This window comes from Pseudomonas frederiksbergensis, assembly GCF_001874645.1.
Taxonomy (GTDB): Bacteria; Pseudomonadota; Gammaproteobacteria; order Pseudomonadales; family Pseudomonadaceae; genus Aquipseudomonas; species Aquipseudomonas frederiksbergensis_B.
In genome coordinates this window covers 3,221,785-3,237,423 of record NZ_CP017886.1, presented here as the reverse complement: position 1 = coordinate 3,237,423, position 15,639 = coordinate 3,221,785, and the positions used below count along the sequence as shown (strand labels likewise).

The window sequence follows — 15,639 nt, the reverse complement described above, 5'->3', positions numbered from 1 at the left end:
AGTCCAACAATCAGTTCGGGGGATGGATCATCTTCACGCTCTGCGTACAATGCCCGCTGCCCTGCAGGAGACTTCAATGACGCGCCCCGCCCCCCTTCGCAAACCCCGCGCACGCAGCCAGGCCCGGATCGACTCGATACTCGATGCCGCCCGCACGCTGCTGGCCGCCGAGGGCGTGGCCAGTCTGTCGATCTATAGCGTGGCCGAACGCGCCGAGATCCCGCCGTCATCGGTCTACCACTTCTTCGCCAGCGTCCCGGCGTTGCTCGAAGCCCTGACCGCCGACGTCCACAGCGCCTTCCGCGCGTGCCTGCAAGAGCCGATCGAAGTCGACTCGCTGAATGGCTGGCGTGATCTGTCACGACTGGTCGAGCAACGCATGCTCGCCATCTACAGCGAAGACGCCGCCGCTCGGCAACTGATCCTCGCTCAGCACGGCCTGACCGAAGTCACCCAGGCCGACCGCCAGCACGACATCGAACTCGGCGACCTGATGCACAAACTCTTCGATCAACATTTCGAATTGCCGGCGCTGCCCAAAGACGTCGATGTGTTTGCCTTGGCCATGGAACTGGGCGATCGCGTCTATGCCCGCTCAGTGCAACAGCACGGGCAGATCACCCCGCGCATGGCCGAGGAAGGCATGCGGGTATTCGACGCTTATCTGGGACTGTATCTGCCGCCATACTTGCCCAAAAGATCGCAGCCTCCGGCAGCTCCTACAGAGGATCGCGTACTCCTGTAGGAGCTGCCGAAGGCTGCGATCTTTCACACCCTTCTGGGTTGTACGCTGCACACGACTTACAACTTGGCGATCGACACCTCGGTGGATTTCACGAAGGCGATCACTTCGCTGCCGATCACCAGTTCCAGCTCTTTGACCGAGCGCGTGGTGATGACCGAGGTGACGATGCCGGACGCTGTCTGAACATCGATTTCCGAGAGCACGTCACCTTCGACGATTTCCTTGATGGTGCCTTTGAACTGGTTGCGAACGTTGATGGCTTTGATTGTCATGATGTTGATTCCTGTCGTTGGGAGAGCGTTGAGTCAGTGAGCCCAGCGCAATTGCGTGGGCAAGGGTGAAACAGGTTCCGGTTCCGGCGGCGAGCCCGGCAGTGACAGCACGCGGTTGAGCACTTCGGTTTCCAGCGCCGCCAGACGATGCGAACCACGGACCCGAGGTCGCGGCAGTTCGACGTGCAGGTCGAGGCCGATTTCGCCCTCTTCGATCAGCAGCACCCGGTCGGCAATCGCCACCGCTTCGCTGACGTCGTGGGTCACCAGCAACACGGTAAAACCGTGCTGTTGCCATAGGCGTTCGATCAGTTGCTGCATTTCAATTCGAGTCAGTGCATCCAGCGCGCCCAGCGGCTCGTCGAGTAACAGCAAGCGCGGCTGGTGGATCAGCGCCCGCGCCAATGCCACCCGCTGCTTCTGCCCGCCGGACAACGCCGCCGGCCACTCATCGGCGCGATCCGCCAGGCCCACGGCGTCCAGTGCATCCAAAGCCTGCTGGCGCCAATGGCCCTTGAGCCCGAGGCCGACGTTGTCGATGACCTTTTTCCATGGCAGCAGACGCGCTTCCTGAAACATCAGCCGGGTGTCTTCACGCGCCTCGTGAAGCGGCGCGGAACCCGCCAACAGTTCACCGCCCGTGGGTTGATCAAGGCCCGCCAGCAAGCGCAGCAAGGTACTTTTGCCGCAGCCGCTGCGACCGACCACGGCCACGAACTGACCGGCCGGAATGTGCAGGTCGATCTCGCGCAGCACCTGCCGCGCGCCAAAGGTTTTTTGCAGTTTGCGCACCACCAGCGGGATCCCGCGCAGCAGGCGTGGAGGTTGTTGCGCTGTCATGCTGCACCGCCCTTGGCCACTTGATAGGCCGGATGCCAGCGCAACCAGACCCGCTCCAGACCACGGGCTGCGAGGTCGGCCAATTTGCCGAGCACCGCGTACAAAACAATCGCCAGCACCACCACGTCGGTCTGCAAGAACTCCCGGGCATTCATCGCCAGATAGCCGATGCCGGAGCTTGCGGAGATGGTTTCAGCGACGATCAGAGTCAGCCACATGAAGCCCAGAGCGAAGCGCACGCCCACCAGAATCGAAGGCAGCGCGCCCGGCAGAATCACCTGACGGAACAGGCTGAAACCGGACAACCCGTAACTGCGCGCCATTTCCACCAAGGCTGGGTCGACGTTGCGAATGCCGTGGTAGGTGTTGAGGTAGATCGGGAACAATGTGCCCAGCGCCACCAGAAAAATCTTCGCCGACTCATCGATACCGAACCACAGGATCACCAGCGGAATCAGCGCCAGATGCGGCACATTGCGGATCATCTGCACCGAACTGTCGAGCAGGCGTTCGCCCCATTTCGACAGACCGGTGATGAAGCCCAGCGCCAGACCGATACCGCCGCCAATCACAAAACCGATGCCGGCGCGCCAGCCGCTGATGGCCAGGTGTTTCCAGATTTCGCCACTGCGCACCAGGCTCACGCCCGCCTCGATCACCGCGCTCGGTGCCGGCAGAATCCGCGTCGACAACCAGCCCGCCGACACCGACAACTGCCACACCGTCAGTAGCAGCACCGGCAATGCCCACGGCGCAAGGCTGTGGATAACCTTTTCGCTCTTCATGGCGCGCCTCAGCTCTGGGACGCGGCTTTGGGAAGAATATCGTTGGCGACCATTTCGCCGAACGGGCTGACGTAACCGGCGCTTTTAGGCAACTCGGGACGCTCGACGTCGAGGTGCGGGAACAGCAGCTCCGCGACCCGATACGACTCTTCCAGGTGCGGGTAGCCCGAGAAGATAAACGTGTCGATGCCCAGGTCGGCGTATTCTTTGACCCGCGCTGCCACGGTCGGACCGTCGCCAACCAGCGCCGTACCGGCACCGCCACGCACCAGACCGACGCCGGCCCAGAGGTTCGGGCTGACTTCGAGGTTGTCGCGGCTACCGCCGTGCAGCGCGGCCATGCGCTGCTGGCCGACCGAGTCGAAGCGCGCCAACGAGGCCTGAGCGCGGGCAATGGTGTCGTCGTCCAGATGGGAGATCAATCGATCCGCCGCTTGCCAGGCTTCAGCGTTGGTTTCTCGCACAATCACATGCAGACGAATGCCAAAGCGCACAGTGCGCCCAAGCTTCGCGGCCTTGGCTCGCACTTGTTCGATTTTCTCGGCGACGGCGGCCGGTGGCTCGCCCCAGGTCAGGACCATTTCGACCTGTTCGGCGGCCAGATCCTGAGCGGCTTCCGAGGAGCCACCGAAGTACAGCGGCGGACGCGGTTGCTGAATCGGCGGATAAAGCAATTTCGCACCCTTCACGCTGATGTGCTGACCGTCGTAATCGACCGTCTCGCCTTCGAGCACCCGCCGCCAGATCCGGGTGAACTCCACCGAGGCCTGATAGCGCTCTTCGTGACTGAGGAACAATCCATCGCCGGCCAGTTCTTCAGGATCGCCACCGGTTACCAGGTTGAACAGCGCACGCCCACCGGACAACCGATCCAGGGTCGCCGCCTGACGCGCGGCCACGGTCGGGGAAATGATCCCGGGGCGCAACGCGACCAGAAACTTCAAGCGCTGGGTCACCGGGATCAGTGACGCCGCCACCAGCCACGAGTCTTCGCAGGAGCGCCCGGTGGGAATCAGCACCCCGCCGAACCCCAGGCGATCCGCCGCTTGCGCGACTTGCTGCAAATAACCGTGATCCACGGCGCGAGCGCCTTCGGCGGTGCCAAGGTAATGGCCGTCGCCATGGGTAGGCAGGAACCAGAAAATGTTGAGGCTCATGGAGTGGTCTCCTAAGGAAATCGAATTACGGCGCAGTGGCAACGGCTGCCGGTGGCGTCCAGATCACGTCTTTGATGCTCAAGGGTTTCGGAATCAATTTGAGCTGGTAGAAGCTGTCGGCGATTTTCTGTTGAGCCGCGATCACTTGCGGCGTGAGGAAATTCGCGCCGTAGCCCTGGCGTTTCACCGCGGTCAGGGTGATGTCTGCCGGCAAGCCGAGCAGCGGCGAGACTTGTTGGGTGACCTCTTCAGGATTGGCTTTGGACCATTCGCCGATGGTGCGGACTTCTTCCACCAGGGCCTTGATCACAGCCGGATGTTTTTCGGCGTAAGGCTTGGTCGCCAGATAGAACTGATGGTTGTCGACGATGCCGCTGCCATCACGCAGGGTGCGTGCGTGCAGTTGCTGTTCGGCGGCGGCCTGGTACGGGTCCCAGATCACCCAGGCATCAACGCTGCCACGCTCGAACGCGGCGCGGGCATCGGCCGGCGGCAGGAATACGGTTTGAATGTCGGTGTACTTGAGGCCGGCGTCTTCCAGTGCACGCACCAGCAGGTAGTGCACGTTGGAGCCTTTGTTGAGGACGACTTTCTTGCCCTTGAGGTCCTGCACCGATTTGATCGCCGAGTCTTTCGGCACCAGGATCGCTTCGCTGGTTGGCGCAGGTGGCTCGTAAGCGACGTAGAGCAGATCGGCACCGGCCGCCTGAGCGAATACCGGTGGAGTTTCGCCAGTCACGCCGAAATCGATCGAGCCGACGTTCAGCCCTTCGAGCAGCTGCGGGCCACCGGAAAACTCGGTCCATTGCACGTCGATGCCTTGGGCGGCGAGGCGTTTTTCCAGCGAGCCGCGGGCTTTGAGCAGCACCAGGGTGCCGTACTTTTGATAGCCGATTCGCAAGGTCTCGGCCGCTTGAGCTTGAGTAATAACGCCGAAGGACACAGCCGCAGCAAACAGAGCGACCAGACCACGACGCAAAATGACAGTGCGCATAGCGCTCTCCTTTTTGCAGTTGGGTTTTGGCTGCACCTGCTCGCCCGTTAGCGGACCAGTAAGGTGGGAACTACTTGATTAAATGCTCCAGCGAGCACTCAGCAAACGATCATTCAACAGATTCGGGTCCAGCGGTTTGGGCCGGCGGGCCATGGCGCTGAAGAACTGCTCCAGTGCCTCAAACAAACGTTGTTCCAGCTGCGGCGCCAACTGCGCCTGGGCACTGCCTTCGCCGTAAGCGATCTGGCTGTCTTCAGCGAAAATCCCATGGAGCATTTCCTGAGCTTTCAACGCTGACAGCACCGGCTTGAGTGCGTAATCCACGGCCAGCATGTGGGCGATGCTGCCGCCAGTGGCCATGGGCAATACCACCTTGTGACTCAGGGCACGTTCGGGCAGCAGGTCCAACACGGTTTTCAGTGCACCGGAAAACGACGCCTTGTAGACCGGCGTGGCAATCAACAAGCCATCGGCGTTTTCAATCTGTTGCAGCAGATCAATCACCTTCGGGCTGTCGAAGCGCGCGTGCAGCAAGTCTTCGGCCGGGAAGTCCCGTACCTGGTAACTCACCACTTCTACGCCTTGTTGCTGTAACCAGCGTTGGGAGCGATCCAGCAGCACCCCGGAGCGGGAGCGTTGGCTGGGACTTCCTCCGAGTGAGACAACCAGCATGCGGCTATTCCTTAAGCATTTCTGGCGATTCGCAGTGTGCGATCTCGCGACGATGGACAGACCTTACCAGCTGATTTATATATCTATAAATCATATTTATTCATTTGTTTATTCTTTAAATGAATATACAAAAAAGGCGCTTCCCACGCGAAAAAAAAGGCCGTCGAAACGGCCTGAAATCCCCTGCTTTGTGGATACCTGAAAAGATCGGCGTAGGAGCTGCCGCAGGCTGCGATCCTTTGATCTTTAACGATTGGGCTGTGGTGTCAGGCGCAGGTACGGTTTCACCGCGCGGTAGCCTTTAGGAAAGCGCTTCTTGATTTCGTCTTCATCCTTGAGCGACGGCACGATCACCACTTCATCACCGTCCTGCCAGTTAGCCGGGGTGGCCACCTTGTAGTTGTCGGTGAGTTGCAGCGAGTCGATTACCCGCAAGATCTCGTGGAAGTTGCGTCCGGTGCTGGCCGGGTATGTGATGGTCAGGCGCACCTTCTTGGTCGGATCGATCACGAACAGCGAACGCACGGTCAGGGTGTCGTTGGCATTCGGGTGGATCAGATCATAGAGGTCAGAGACCTTGCGGTCGGCGTCGGCGAGGATCGGGAAGTTGACGAGGGTATTCTGGGTTTCGTTGATGTCTTCGATCCACTTGTGATGGGAGTCCACCGGGTCGACCGAGAGTGCAATGGCCTTGACGCCACGCTGGGCGAATTCATCCTTGAGCCTGGCGGTAAACCCCAGCTCCGTGGTGCACACCGGCGTGAAGTCCGCCGGATGGGAAAACAGCACGCCCCAGCTATCGCCCAGCCATTCGTGAAAACGGAGGGTGCCGGCGCTGGAATCCTGTTCGAAATCGGGGGCAATGTCGCCCAGTCTGAGGCTCATGGTGCTGCTCCTGGTGAGTGCGTGATGAGCCTACTGTGCCTAGTGTTGCGGCTTATTAAAAAGAATAAATATCGATTTATTTAGATCATAAATGAATATTAAACATCTGTTCACTGGACGCATACGTCAACGAAGACCAGTCTTGGAACCAAGGTTCGAGAAGGCCTTGAGTTGCTGCAAAGAGGGAAGTGAAGGCGGGCCTGCGGGGGTGGGCCCGACTTGAAACACAAAAGCCCCGCCAGGCTTACGCCGGGCGGGGCTTTTTAGACAGGCTTACAAACGCCTGGGTATTACAACAGCGGGATCGAGTAGCTGACGATCACACGGTTTTCATCCTGGTCGCGCTGACCTGGGATGTCGTTGCGCCACATAGCGTTTTTCCACGCCACGCCCAGGTTCTTCAGCGGGCCTTGTGGAACCACGTAAGCCAGAGTCAGGTCACGTTCCCACTCGCTGCTGCCGTAGCCGCCAGTCAGTGTCTGAGCGCTGCCGACTTTGCCAGCGGTGTCGATGTTGCTGCCACGCAGGTAGATGATGCCAGCGGTCAGGCCTGGAACACCGACTTTAGCAAAGTCGTAGGCATAGCGTGCTTGCCAGGTACGTTCGCCGGCACGGGCGAACTTCTGGATCTGCATGTCGGTGATGGTGCTGTTGGACGAACCGTCACCCTGGTTCAGCCAAGGGAAATCGCTTTCGCCGTTGCTGTACTGGTAACCAGCACCGAAGGTGTGACCTTCAACCGAGTACAGAGCCAGGTAGCTGTACAGGTTGTTGTCGACCTTGCCCTTGGTAGTGGCAGATAGAGGAGCGTTGTCCGGGTAGTAGCCGGTGGTGAAGTAGCTCTTGTCGCTGCCGTTGGAACCGTTGTCGCGGCTACGGTAGTAGCGCAGGTCACTTTTCAGCACGCCAGGACCGATAGACCAGTTGTGCACCAGGCCCAGGAAGTTCTGCGAGTAGAAGTCCTTCAGCTCACCGTAGTAGTACGAAGCGGTCAGGTCCTTGGTGATTTTGTAGTCAGCACCACCGTAGTAGAACTTGTTGCTGAACTTGCCTGCGTCGTAGTTGGAGCCTGCGTTGGCACCGGCAATCGACAGACCTTCGTCGTTGCTGGAGTTACGGCCTTTGGCCTCATTGATCTGGCCAGCAGTCAGGGTCAGGTCCTTGATCTCGTTCGAGACCAGCTCGCCGCCGGTGAAGGTTTGCGCCAGCATACGACCATCGTTGTACTTGATGACCGGGTTATTAGGCTGCAGGGTGCCGATTTTCAGCACGGTCTGCGAAACCTTGACCTTGCCGGTCAGGCCCAGGCTGGCGAAATCGTTGACGGCTTCGTTACCCTGGCTTGGGAACACGGTGCCACCGGAAGCGGTACCGGTAGGGTTACCGTGCTTTTCAGGGCTGGAATCCAGTTTCACGCCGTACTGGCCAATGGCATCAATACCGAAGCCGACAGTACCTTGGGTGAAGCCCGAGGCGAAGTTGAGCTGGAAGCCCTGACCAGTCTCTTCAATCTTGCTAGGGGCTTTTGCGGCTTTGGTGTCCGCATCGCGGTTATCGGTGTTGATGTAGAAAGTACGCGTACTCAGGGTCGCTTTACTGTCTTCGATGAAACCGGCGGCGCTTGCCTGCTGCGCCAAAACCCCTACGGCCACAGCCAGGGCCAAGGTGGACTTATTCATGTTTCGCTCCTCTCGTTTCTAATTTTTTGTGCATCTTGGTCCAGGGTCTAGCGCCCCGGTTCCCGCAGATGCGCGATTAGCGCAAGACCGTGACTGATAAGTCAATCGTCAGTAGTCGCGCCTACGACCTTCGTCTAATCGCAGTGTTTGGTCCGTTCAGGTTAGTGAATTTCTCATAAACCCAAAAAGAATTATTTATTCGTTTTTCATACGATTCTGGAATATAGCTCAACACGCCTCGACCGAACCGGATGCAGAGGTATCGGCCCATGAGCTAATTCCTAAATAGTATTTACAGACGCTTCTTTAGTCCCATTCGTGCTCACGTATTCTTCATACGTCAATCACGATCAAATAAGCGACGCCATCATGGCCAAACGTGCATCTTCCCGTCAAATTGTTACAGTTTGTATACCGTTATAATTTTTTTACCGCCCGTCCGGTGAGTACCGTAACGGACGGCAAAAACGGCAGAACTGATCGACGCGGTCCCCTGCAAACACCAGCGTAGCCTACGATCTGCCTGAGCCGAAGGCGAAGTCTAAGCTCATCACATTACAGAGTCTTTTCGAAGATCTTCGAATTACGCTGATAGTTGTACAGCGAGGCCCGGGCCGACGGCAGGCGCTCGACACTGCTGGGCACAAAGCCGCGCTCACGAAACCAGTGCGCCGTGCGGGTGGTGAGGACGAACAGGGTGTTGAGCCCTTGAGCACGCGCCCGCGTTTCGATCCGCTCCAGCAACTCGTCACCACGGCCGCCATGACGGTACTCCGGGTTCACCGCCAGACAGGCCAGTTCCCCGGCATCCGAATCGGCAATCTGATACAGCGCGGCACAGGCGATGATCATGCCTTCACGCTCAACCACGCTGAACTGCTCGATTTCGCGCTCCAGCACTTCGCGCGAACGACGCACCAGAATCCCCTGCTCTTCCAGCGGGCTGATCAGATCCAGCAAACCACCGACGTCTTCGATAGCCGCTTCGCGCACCACTTCGAATTGCTCCTGAGCGACCAGCGTACCGCCACCGTCACGGGTGAAGAGCTCGGTCAGCAGCGCGCCGTCTTCGGCATAACTGACAATATGGCTACGGCCCACGCCGCCTCGGCACGCTTGCGCCGCCGCATCCAGCAACTCGGCCTGATAGTTCGCACCCAGACGCTGCAAGTGCGCGGGCACCTGTTGCGGACGCAGCTCGCGGACCAGACGGCCGTTCTCGTCGATCAGCCCAAGATCCGCGCCGAACAGCAACAGCTTGTCGGCCCCCAGATCGATGGCCGCGCGGGTGGCGACGTCTTCGCACGCCAGGTTGAAGATCTCCCCGGTCGGCGAGTAGCCCAGCGGTGACAGCAATACGATAGAGCGCTCGTCCAGCAAACGGTTGATGCCCTTGCGGTCGACCCGACGCACTTCGCCGGTGTGGTGATAGTCGATACCTTCGAGCACACCGATCGGCCGTGCGGTCACCAGGTTGCCGCCGGCCACCCGCAGACGCGAGCCCTGCATCGGCGAAGACGCCATGTCCATCGACAAGCGCGCTTCGATGGCAATGCGCAGTTGACCCACCGCATCGATCACGCACTCCAGGGTCGCCGCATCGGTGATGCGCATTCCGTGGTGGTAATGCGGAGTCAGGCCACGTGCGGCGAGACGGGTTTCAATTTGCGGGCGCGAACCGTGCACCAATACCAGCCGCACACCCAGGCTGTGCAGCAGCACCAGGTCATGGACGATATTGCCGAAGTTCGGGTGCTCGACGCCGTCACCGGGCAGCATGACGACGAAGGTGCAATCGCGGTGAGCGTTGATGTAAGGGGAAGCGTGACGAAGCCAGTTAACGTATTCGGGCATAACACCTGCGCCTGTAACAAATAGCAGCCGATAAAAAGGACGAAGCAAAACGCACAGCGGGCTGATGGTTATCGTCGGAACAGGCTTGGCGACACGCGCGTTCTCCTCATGAATAGGGGTTGGGTGCCCCGGGATTTAATTAAGCCGGGGTCAGGCAGTAGTGTTCGATCAGTTGACGTAATAGATGCACGGTAGGCTGCAAACGTGACATTTCAAGGTATTCCCCCGGTTGGTGGGCGCAGGCGATATCGCCTGGGCCAAGCACCAACGTCTCGCAGCCAAGACGCTGAAGATAAGGCGCTTCAGTGCCGAACGCTACTGCTTCGGCGAGGTGGCCGGTGAGTCTTTCGGCGACCCGCACCAGTTCCGAGTCCGCCGCCTGCTCGAACGGCGGCACTTCCGGGAACAAGGGAGCGTAGTCGATCTTCACGTGATGGAGCTCGGCAACCGGTTCGAGTTTCTGCCGGATCGCCGCGCGCAGCGCGTTCGGGTCCATCCCCGGCAAGGGTCGCAAGTCGAATTCCAGCGAGCACTGGCCGCAGATCCGGTTCGGGTTGTCGCCACCGTGGATGCAGCCGAAATTCAGTGTCGGTTGCGGCACGCTGAACTGCGGATTGCGAAACTCGCGCTGCCATTGCAGGCGCAAGCCACGTAACTCGCCCATCGCATCGTGCATGGCTTCCAGAGCGCTGTGGCCCAGGCTCGGATCGGACGAATGGCCGCTCTGACCGAGAATATCGATGCGCTCCATCATCACGCCTTTGTGCAGACGGATGGGCTTGAGGCCCGTCGGCTCGCCAATCACCGCCGCCCGGCCCAATGGCCGGCCAGCCGCCGCCAACGCACGGGCACCGGACATCGAGCTTTCTTCGTCACAGGTGGCGAGGATCATCAGCGGTTGCTTGAACGGTTTATCCAACAGCGGCAGCACGGCTTCGATAGCCAGCGCGAAAAAACCCTTCATGTCGCAACTGCCGAGGCCGACCCAGCGGCCGTCGACTTCGGTCAATTTCAGCGGATCGGTCTGCCACAGCGCGCCGTCGAACGGCACCGTGTCGCTGTGCCCGGCCAGTACCAACCCGCCGGGTCCGCTGCCAAAACTGGCGAGCAGGTTGAATTTGCCAGGGCTGACCTGCTGGATATCACAGGAGAACCCCAGATCGCCGAGCCAGGTCGCCAGCAGATCAATGACCGCGCGATTGGATTGATCCAGATTGGGTTGGGTACAGCTGACGGACGGTGCGGCGATCAGCGCAGCGAACTGGTCTTTCATGGACGGTAAAGGCATCGCTGACTCCCAACTCCCAAGATTAACCCTCATCATAGAGCCATCCTGCGGCAGGAATAAACCGTCGCGGCGCGTAGGTTTAGTGAGTGCTGTACACTGCACGGCCTTGGCAGCCACACATTCCCCCGGCTGCGCTCCCGATCCTGGATTTTCCGGCCATGCAGAAAGAAACCGAAATCAAACTCCGCGTCAGCCGCGAAACCCTCGCTGCCCTGCGCGAGCACCCGTTACTGAAAAAACGCAACAAAAGTGGCTGGGAACGCCGTGAGTTGATGAACCAGTACTTCGACACGCCAGAGCGTGACCTGGCCCGCGCCAAGGTCGCCCTGCGCCTGCGCCGCGATGGCGAAGAAGTGATTCAAACGCTCAAGACCCGCGGCCACAGTATCGCCGGCCTGTCCGAGCGTAACGAATACGACTGGAACCTGCCCAAAGCCAAGCTCGACGTAAAGAAACTCGACGGCGAATGCTGGCCCGAAGCGCTGGCCGATCTGGACAAAAAGACCCTCAAGCCGATCTTCACCACCGATTTCGTGCGTGAACGTGCAGAAATCGCCTGGGGCCGTGGCAAGACCAAAGTGGTCATTGAAGCCGCGCTGGACCTGGGCCACGTGATTGTCGGCAAGCAGAAAGAAGAGATCTGCGAGCTGGAACTGGAACTGCGCGAAGGCGAGCCGGCGGCATTGCTGGAACTGGCCGCTGAACTGGCCGCGACCCTGGCACTCATGCCGTGCGACATCAGCAAGGCCGAGCGCGGCTACCGTCTGTTCGACGCCAACAGCTATTCATTGAGCCTGCCGGCGCCGGAGTTGACCTTCGAACTGCCGCTGGACGACGCTTTCGCTGCGTTGAGCTGGCACTTGCTGGGCAGCAGCCAGCGTCTGGCCGAGCAATATCGCTTCAACGGTCATTGGCGCCTGCTGCAAGACTGGGTCGAAAACCTGGCTGAATTGCGCGCACTGCTCAGCAGCCTGGGTCAAGCCGCACCACGTCAGTCGACTCACGATCTGCGGCTCGCACTGGATGCCTTGCTCGAAGACTGGCGCCCGCTGGTACAAGCCGGTCTGGACGACGAAGACGTGCGCAAAGCCGCGCCGGAGCAGTTCCTCGAAGAGCTCGAAGATCCGCGCTGGGGCCTGTTCTCGCTGAACACCTCGCGCTGGTTGCTGGCCCGTACCTGGACTGCCGATCGCAACGTTCGCGGCAATCGCCAGGGGGCTGCACAACTGGGCAACTGGTTGCCGCGCCTGCTGGGCGAGGAGGCTACGTCCCTGCAATTGCAGCGTTATCAGCAACAACCGGAAGACCTGGCCGAGCAACTGCCGCGTATCGAACGCATCCAGGCCTGGCTGCACCATGCCCGCAACGTACTGGACATCCCGGAAATGGATCGCCTGTACGGTGAACTGAACAAACTGGCGCAACTGGCCAACGAGCCGATCACCGACGAAGTGCTGGATGCACGCAAGCAGCAGGCGATTGCGGTGTATCAGAACCGCGCGTGGAAGATGTTGCTGCGTATGTAACACCGAAAAAAGATCGCAGCCTTCGGCAGCGCCTACACAGGCTGCGATCTTGTGCTTCAACGCAACACCGGCAAACTCGTCGTGGACTTGATTTCCGACAAGGCCACGATTGAGTTGACCTCCTGAATCCCCGGCACCATCGACAGCTTCTCGAAGAAGAAGCGCTCATAGGCTTCGATGTCAGCCGTGACGATCCGCAACAAAAAATCCACCGCGCCCATCAGCACATAACACTCCAGCACCTCCGGAAAACCGCGAATCGCCTCGGTGAATTCCGTGAAGTTCGAACGCCCGTGGGCGTTGAGTTTGATCTCGGCGAAGATCTGCGTGTTGAGGCCGATTTTCTTGCGATCGAGCAAGGTCACCTGCCCGCGAATAACGCCCTCCTCCTTCATCCGCTGAATACGCCGCCAGCACGGCGACTGCGATAACCCGACCTGCTCGGCAATCTGCGCACTGGAAAGCGAGGCGTCCTCTTGCAGCAGCGCCAGAATCCGTCGGTCATACGCGTCAAGCTCGCCATGCATAGAAAAACCCGTAAAGATATTATTTGAGAATTAATTAATTCGATTTAAAGCCAATTAGCCCAATCATAGATAAGAAATACCCCGAACCGAATGTAAAAATTTCTCCAGTGATTTGGAGACCGACCATGCCCCCGCTCGAAACCGTCAGCACCCCCCCTACCCGCGCCGATGTGTGGAACGTCAGCAATGCCCATTGTCGCGTGCACTACCAACTGCTGGCCGAGGCCGAACCGGACGTGTTGTGCCGGGCGCTGAATCTGTTCGCGTTACAGTTCCTGGTGCCGCGGCGGGTCAATGTGTTGCGCGACGACGACCTGCTGTCGATCGGTATCGTCATGGATGGCCTGAGCTGGCACCGCGCCCAGGTGATCGCGGAAAAATTACGTAACCTGATCAGTGTGTGCTCGGTGGAACTGCAAGCGGCTGATTCGCAATGGGGTCAGCCTGCGCAGGCAGCCGGTTGAAGCCCCCTGTAAAAACTCGCAACGATGAATCGGCCAATGGCCAAACGGTCAGCCGTTGTGGGGACTACTCTTGGCATCAGTGGTCAGAGACGCACCTGTCTACACCGCTCGTGCAGGATCGTTTCCATAAGGAGCCCGGATGTCCGTTCAACTCACCACTCAGGATCGCTGGCTGGATCTCAATGACCTGCTGCGTGAACTGGTCGCTCAAGGCTTCATCAGCCAGGACTCGGCCGAACATGCGCTGACCACTCGCCGCAATGCCAGCAACAGTCAATTGCACCCGCTGGAGTTCCTCGCCAGCCAACACCTCGATGACCTCAGCCGCCCCGGCAAACGCCTGGATCTGGAAAGCCTGACCCTGTGGCTTTCTCAGCAGGCCGGCCAGCCTTACTTGCGCATCGATCCGCTGAAAATAAACGTCGTGCAAGTTACTCCGCTGATGTCTTACGCCTTTGCCCAGCGCCACAAGATTCTCGCGGTATCGATTGACCGCGACGCCGTCACCGTCGCCAGCGCGCAGCCTTACGTGCGCAGCTGGGAAGCTGACCTGACCCACGTTCTACAGCTGCCGATCAAACGCGTGGTGGCCAACCCGGCGGACATCCAGCGCTTCAGTGTGGAGTTCTTTCGCCTGGCCAAATCGGTCAGCGGTGCGACCAACGCCGATCAGCAGATGAACACCCTGAGCAACTTCGAACAACTGCTCAACCTCGGCGCCAGCGATCAGGAGCCGGACGCCAACGACGCGCACATCGTCAACATCGTCGACTGGCTGTTCCAGTACGCCTTCCAGCAGCGCGCCAGTGATATCCACATCGAACCACGGCGCGAGCAAGGCACTGTGCGCTTTCGTATCGACGGGGTGTTGCACAACGTCTATCAATTTCCACCGCAGGTGACCATGGCGATTGTCAGTCGCCTGAAAAGCCTGGGACGGATGAATGTTGCAGAAAAGCGCAAACCCCAGGACGGCCGGGTCAAGACCAAGACTCCGGATGGCGGCGAAGTGGAGTTGCGGCTGTCGACGCTACCCACTGCATTCGGGGAAAAAATGGTCATGCGGATCTTCGATCCGGAAGTGCTGCTCAAGGACTTCGACCAGTTGGGTTTTTCTGCCGATGATCTGCGTCGCTGGCAGGACATGACCCGCCAACCCAACGGCATCATTCTGGTCACCGGACCGACCGGTTCGGGCAAGACCAGCACGCTCTACACCACGCTGAAAAAACTCGCGACACCAGAGATCAACCTCTGCACCATCGAAGACCCGATCGAAATGGTCGAGCCGGCGTTCAATCAGATGCAGGTCCAGCACAACATCGACCTGACCTTTGCCAGCGGCGTGCGCGCACTGATGCGACAAGATCCGGACATCATCATGATCGGCGAGATCCGCGACCTCGAAACCGCCGAAATGGCCATTCAAGCGGCACTCACCGGTCACCTGGTGTTGTCGACCCTGCACACCAACGACGCACCGAGCGCCATTAGCCGCTTACTGGAACTCGGCGTGCCGCATTACCTGATCAAAGCCACCGTGCTGGGAGTCATGGCGCAACGTCTGGTCCGCACGCTGTGCCCGCATTGCAAGGCACCGCTGACGCTGGGCGAAGACGACTGGCAAACCTTGACCCGTCCCTGGCAAGCACCGCTGCCAAGCAACGCCCAGCGCGCGATTGGCTGCCTGGAATGCCGCGACACCGGCTATCGCGGACGCGCCGGGGTCTACGAAATCATGCAAATGACCGACAGTGTCAAAGCCCTGATCAACCCCGACACCGACCTGCTCGCCGTACGTCGTCAGGCGTTCAAGGAAGGCATGCGCAGTCTGCGGCTGTCGGGCGCACAAAAAGTGGCGGCGGGGCTGACGACTATCGAAGAGGTGCTGCGAGTGACGCCGCAGAGTGAGCAGAAATAGGGGGATATCCTGCTCGAACACGCCGATTGA

At 59.6% G+C, this 15,639-nt stretch carries 15 protein-coding genes; 4 read left to right on the top strand and 11 right to left on the bottom strand.

The features are described from left to right. Positions 1-76: 76 nt before the first annotated feature. Positions 77-745 carry a TetR/AcrR family transcriptional regulator gene (locus BLL42_RS15540; RefSeq protein ID WP_071552889.1) on the top strand — a complete coding sequence of 223 codons (669 nt, stop codon included), beginning with the start codon at positions 77-79 and terminating at the stop codon, positions 743-745. A gap of 56 nt (positions 746-801) precedes the next feature. Here BLL42_RS15540 and BLL42_RS15535 read toward each other — a convergent pair whose 3' ends face one another. The 10 genes from BLL42_RS15535 to argE form a co-directional block, all read right to left on the bottom strand. Beyond that, positions 802-1,017 carry a TOBE domain-containing protein gene (locus BLL42_RS15535; RefSeq protein WP_003213899.1) on the bottom strand — a complete coding sequence of 72 codons (216 nt, stop codon included), beginning with the start codon at positions 1,015-1,017 and terminating at the stop codon, positions 802-804. Positions 1,018-1,050: 33 nt separating this feature from the next. Beyond that, on the bottom strand, positions 1,051-1,857 hold the full coding sequence (ssuB, locus tag BLL42_RS15530) for an aliphatic sulfonates ABC transporter ATP-binding protein (protein ID WP_071552888.1): 807 nt from the start codon (positions 1,855-1,857) through the stop codon (positions 1,051-1,053). Then, the gene (ssuC, locus tag BLL42_RS15525) at positions 1,854-2,642 is read right to left on the bottom strand and encodes an aliphatic sulfonate ABC transporter permease SsuC (RefSeq protein ID WP_071552887.1); all 789 of its coding nucleotides are present in this window, start codon (positions 2,640-2,642) and stop codon (positions 1,854-1,856) included. The genes ssuB and ssuC overlap by 4 nt, the downstream gene beginning before the upstream one ends. A gap of 8 nt (positions 2,643-2,650) precedes the next feature. Next, complete coding sequence (ssuD, locus tag BLL42_RS15520) at positions 2,651-3,799, bottom strand: FMNH2-dependent alkanesulfonate monooxygenase (RefSeq protein ID WP_025112025.1); 1,149 nt, start codon at positions 3,797-3,799, stop codon at positions 2,651-2,653. A gap of 25 nt (positions 3,800-3,824) precedes the next feature. Continuing rightward, positions 3,825-4,793 (bottom strand): sulfonate ABC transporter substrate-binding protein, encoded by a 969-nt coding sequence (locus BLL42_RS15515; protein ID WP_071552886.1) that lies wholly within the window; start codon positions 4,791-4,793, stop codon positions 3,825-3,827. Between the two features lie 78 nt (positions 4,794-4,871). Continuing rightward, a complete protein-coding gene (gene ssuE, locus BLL42_RS15510) occupies positions 4,872-5,465 on the bottom strand; it encodes an NADPH-dependent FMN reductase (protein ID WP_071552885.1) in 594 nt (197 codons plus the stop codon). A 246-nt stretch (positions 5,466-5,711) separates the two neighbouring features. Beyond that, entirely contained in the window at positions 5,712-6,350 is a 639-nt protein-coding gene (locus BLL42_RS15505; RefSeq protein ID WP_071552884.1) for a peroxiredoxin, read from the bottom strand. A 290-nt stretch (positions 6,351-6,640) separates the two neighbouring features. Continuing rightward, positions 6,641-8,029: an OprD family porin gene (locus tag BLL42_RS15500; protein WP_071552883.1), complete on the bottom strand. Its 1,389-nt coding sequence runs from the start codon at positions 8,027-8,029 to the stop codon at positions 6,641-6,643. Between the two features lie 555 nt (positions 8,030-8,584). Continuing rightward, a complete protein-coding gene (gene argA, locus BLL42_RS15495) occupies positions 8,585-9,883 on the bottom strand; it encodes an amino-acid N-acetyltransferase (RefSeq protein WP_071552882.1) in 1,299 nt (432 codons plus the stop codon). Positions 9,884-10,022: 139 nt separating this feature from the next. After that, positions 10,023-11,171 (bottom strand): acetylornithine deacetylase, encoded by a 1,149-nt coding sequence (argE, locus tag BLL42_RS15490; protein WP_071552881.1) that lies wholly within the window; start codon positions 11,169-11,171, stop codon positions 10,023-10,025. Between the two features lie 158 nt (positions 11,172-11,329). Here argE and BLL42_RS15485 point away from each other — a divergent pair, with 158 nt between their 5' ends. Beyond that, positions 11,330-12,697: a CYTH domain-containing protein gene (locus BLL42_RS15485; RefSeq protein WP_071552880.1), complete on the top strand. Its 1,368-nt coding sequence runs from the start codon at positions 11,330-11,332 to the stop codon at positions 12,695-12,697. A gap of 56 nt (positions 12,698-12,753) precedes the next feature. Here BLL42_RS15485 and BLL42_RS15480 read toward each other — a convergent pair whose 3' ends face one another. Next, the gene (locus tag BLL42_RS15480; protein WP_071552879.1) at positions 12,754-13,224 is read right to left on the bottom strand and encodes an Lrp/AsnC family transcriptional regulator; all 471 of its coding nucleotides are present in this window, start codon (positions 13,222-13,224) and stop codon (positions 12,754-12,756) included. A gap of 125 nt (positions 13,225-13,349) precedes the next feature. Between BLL42_RS15480 and BLL42_RS15475 the strand changes: the two genes are divergently transcribed. Together BLL42_RS15475 and tfpB are read left to right on the top strand one after the other, a co-directional pair. Continuing rightward, the gene (locus BLL42_RS15475; protein WP_071552878.1) at positions 13,350-13,688 is read left to right on the top strand and encodes an ACT-like domain-containing protein; all 339 of its coding nucleotides are present in this window, start codon (positions 13,350-13,352) and stop codon (positions 13,686-13,688) included. 139 nt (positions 13,689-13,827) lie between these two features. Beyond that, a complete protein-coding gene (tfpB, locus tag BLL42_RS15470) occupies positions 13,828-15,609 on the top strand; it encodes a type IV pilus assembly ATPase TfpB (protein ID WP_071552877.1) in 1,782 nt (593 codons plus the stop codon). The last annotated feature ends 30 nt before the right edge of the window (positions 15,610-15,639 follow it).

Bases quoted from the DNA above. Each gene is read 5' to 3' on its own strand.
- BLL42_RS15540 (WP_071552889.1), top strand. From the start codon at position 77: ATGACGCGCCCCGCCCCCCTTCGCAAACCCCGCGCACGCAGCCAGGCC.
- BLL42_RS15535 (WP_003213899.1), bottom strand. From the start codon at position 1,017: ATGACAATCAAAGCCATCAACGTTCGCAACCAGTTCAAAGGCACCATC.
- ssuB (WP_071552888.1), bottom strand. From the start codon at position 1,857: ATGACAGCGCAACAACCTCCACGCCTGCTGCGCGGGATCCCGCTGGTG.
- ssuC (WP_071552887.1), bottom strand. From the start codon at position 2,642: ATGAAGAGCGAAAAGGTTATCCACAGCCTTGCGCCGTGGGCATTGCCG.
- ssuD (WP_025112025.1), bottom strand. From the start codon at position 3,799: ATGAGCCTCAACATTTTCTGGTTCCTGCCTACCCATGGCGACGGCCAT.
- BLL42_RS15515 (WP_071552886.1), bottom strand. From the start codon at position 4,793: ATGCGCACTGTCATTTTGCGTCGTGGTCTGGTCGCTCTGTTTGCTGCG.
- ssuE (WP_071552885.1), bottom strand. From the start codon at position 5,465: ATGCTGGTTGTCTCACTCGGAGGAAGTCCCAGCCAACGCTCCCGCTCC.
- BLL42_RS15505 (WP_071552884.1), bottom strand. From the start codon at position 6,350: ATGAGCCTCAGACTGGGCGACATTGCCCCCGATTTCGAACAGGATTCC.
- BLL42_RS15500 (WP_071552883.1), bottom strand. From the start codon at position 8,029: ATGAATAAGTCCACCTTGGCCCTGGCTGTGGCCGTAGGGGTTTTGGCG.
- argA (WP_071552882.1), bottom strand. From the start codon at position 9,883: ATGCCCGAATACGTTAACTGGCTTCGTCACGCTTCCCCTTACATCAAC.
- argE (WP_071552881.1), bottom strand. From the start codon at position 11,171: ATGCCTTTACCGTCCATGAAAGACCAGTTCGCTGCGCTGATCGCCGCA.
- BLL42_RS15485 (WP_071552880.1), top strand. From the start codon at position 11,330: ATGCAGAAAGAAACCGAAATCAAACTCCGCGTCAGCCGCGAAACCCTC.
- BLL42_RS15480 (WP_071552879.1), bottom strand. From the start codon at position 13,224: ATGCATGGCGAGCTTGACGCGTATGACCGACGGATTCTGGCGCTGCTG.
- BLL42_RS15475 (WP_071552878.1), top strand. From the start codon at position 13,350: ATGCCCCCGCTCGAAACCGTCAGCACCCCCCCTACCCGCGCCGATGTG.
- tfpB (WP_071552877.1), top strand. From the start codon at position 13,828: ATGTCCGTTCAACTCACCACTCAGGATCGCTGGCTGGATCTCAATGAC.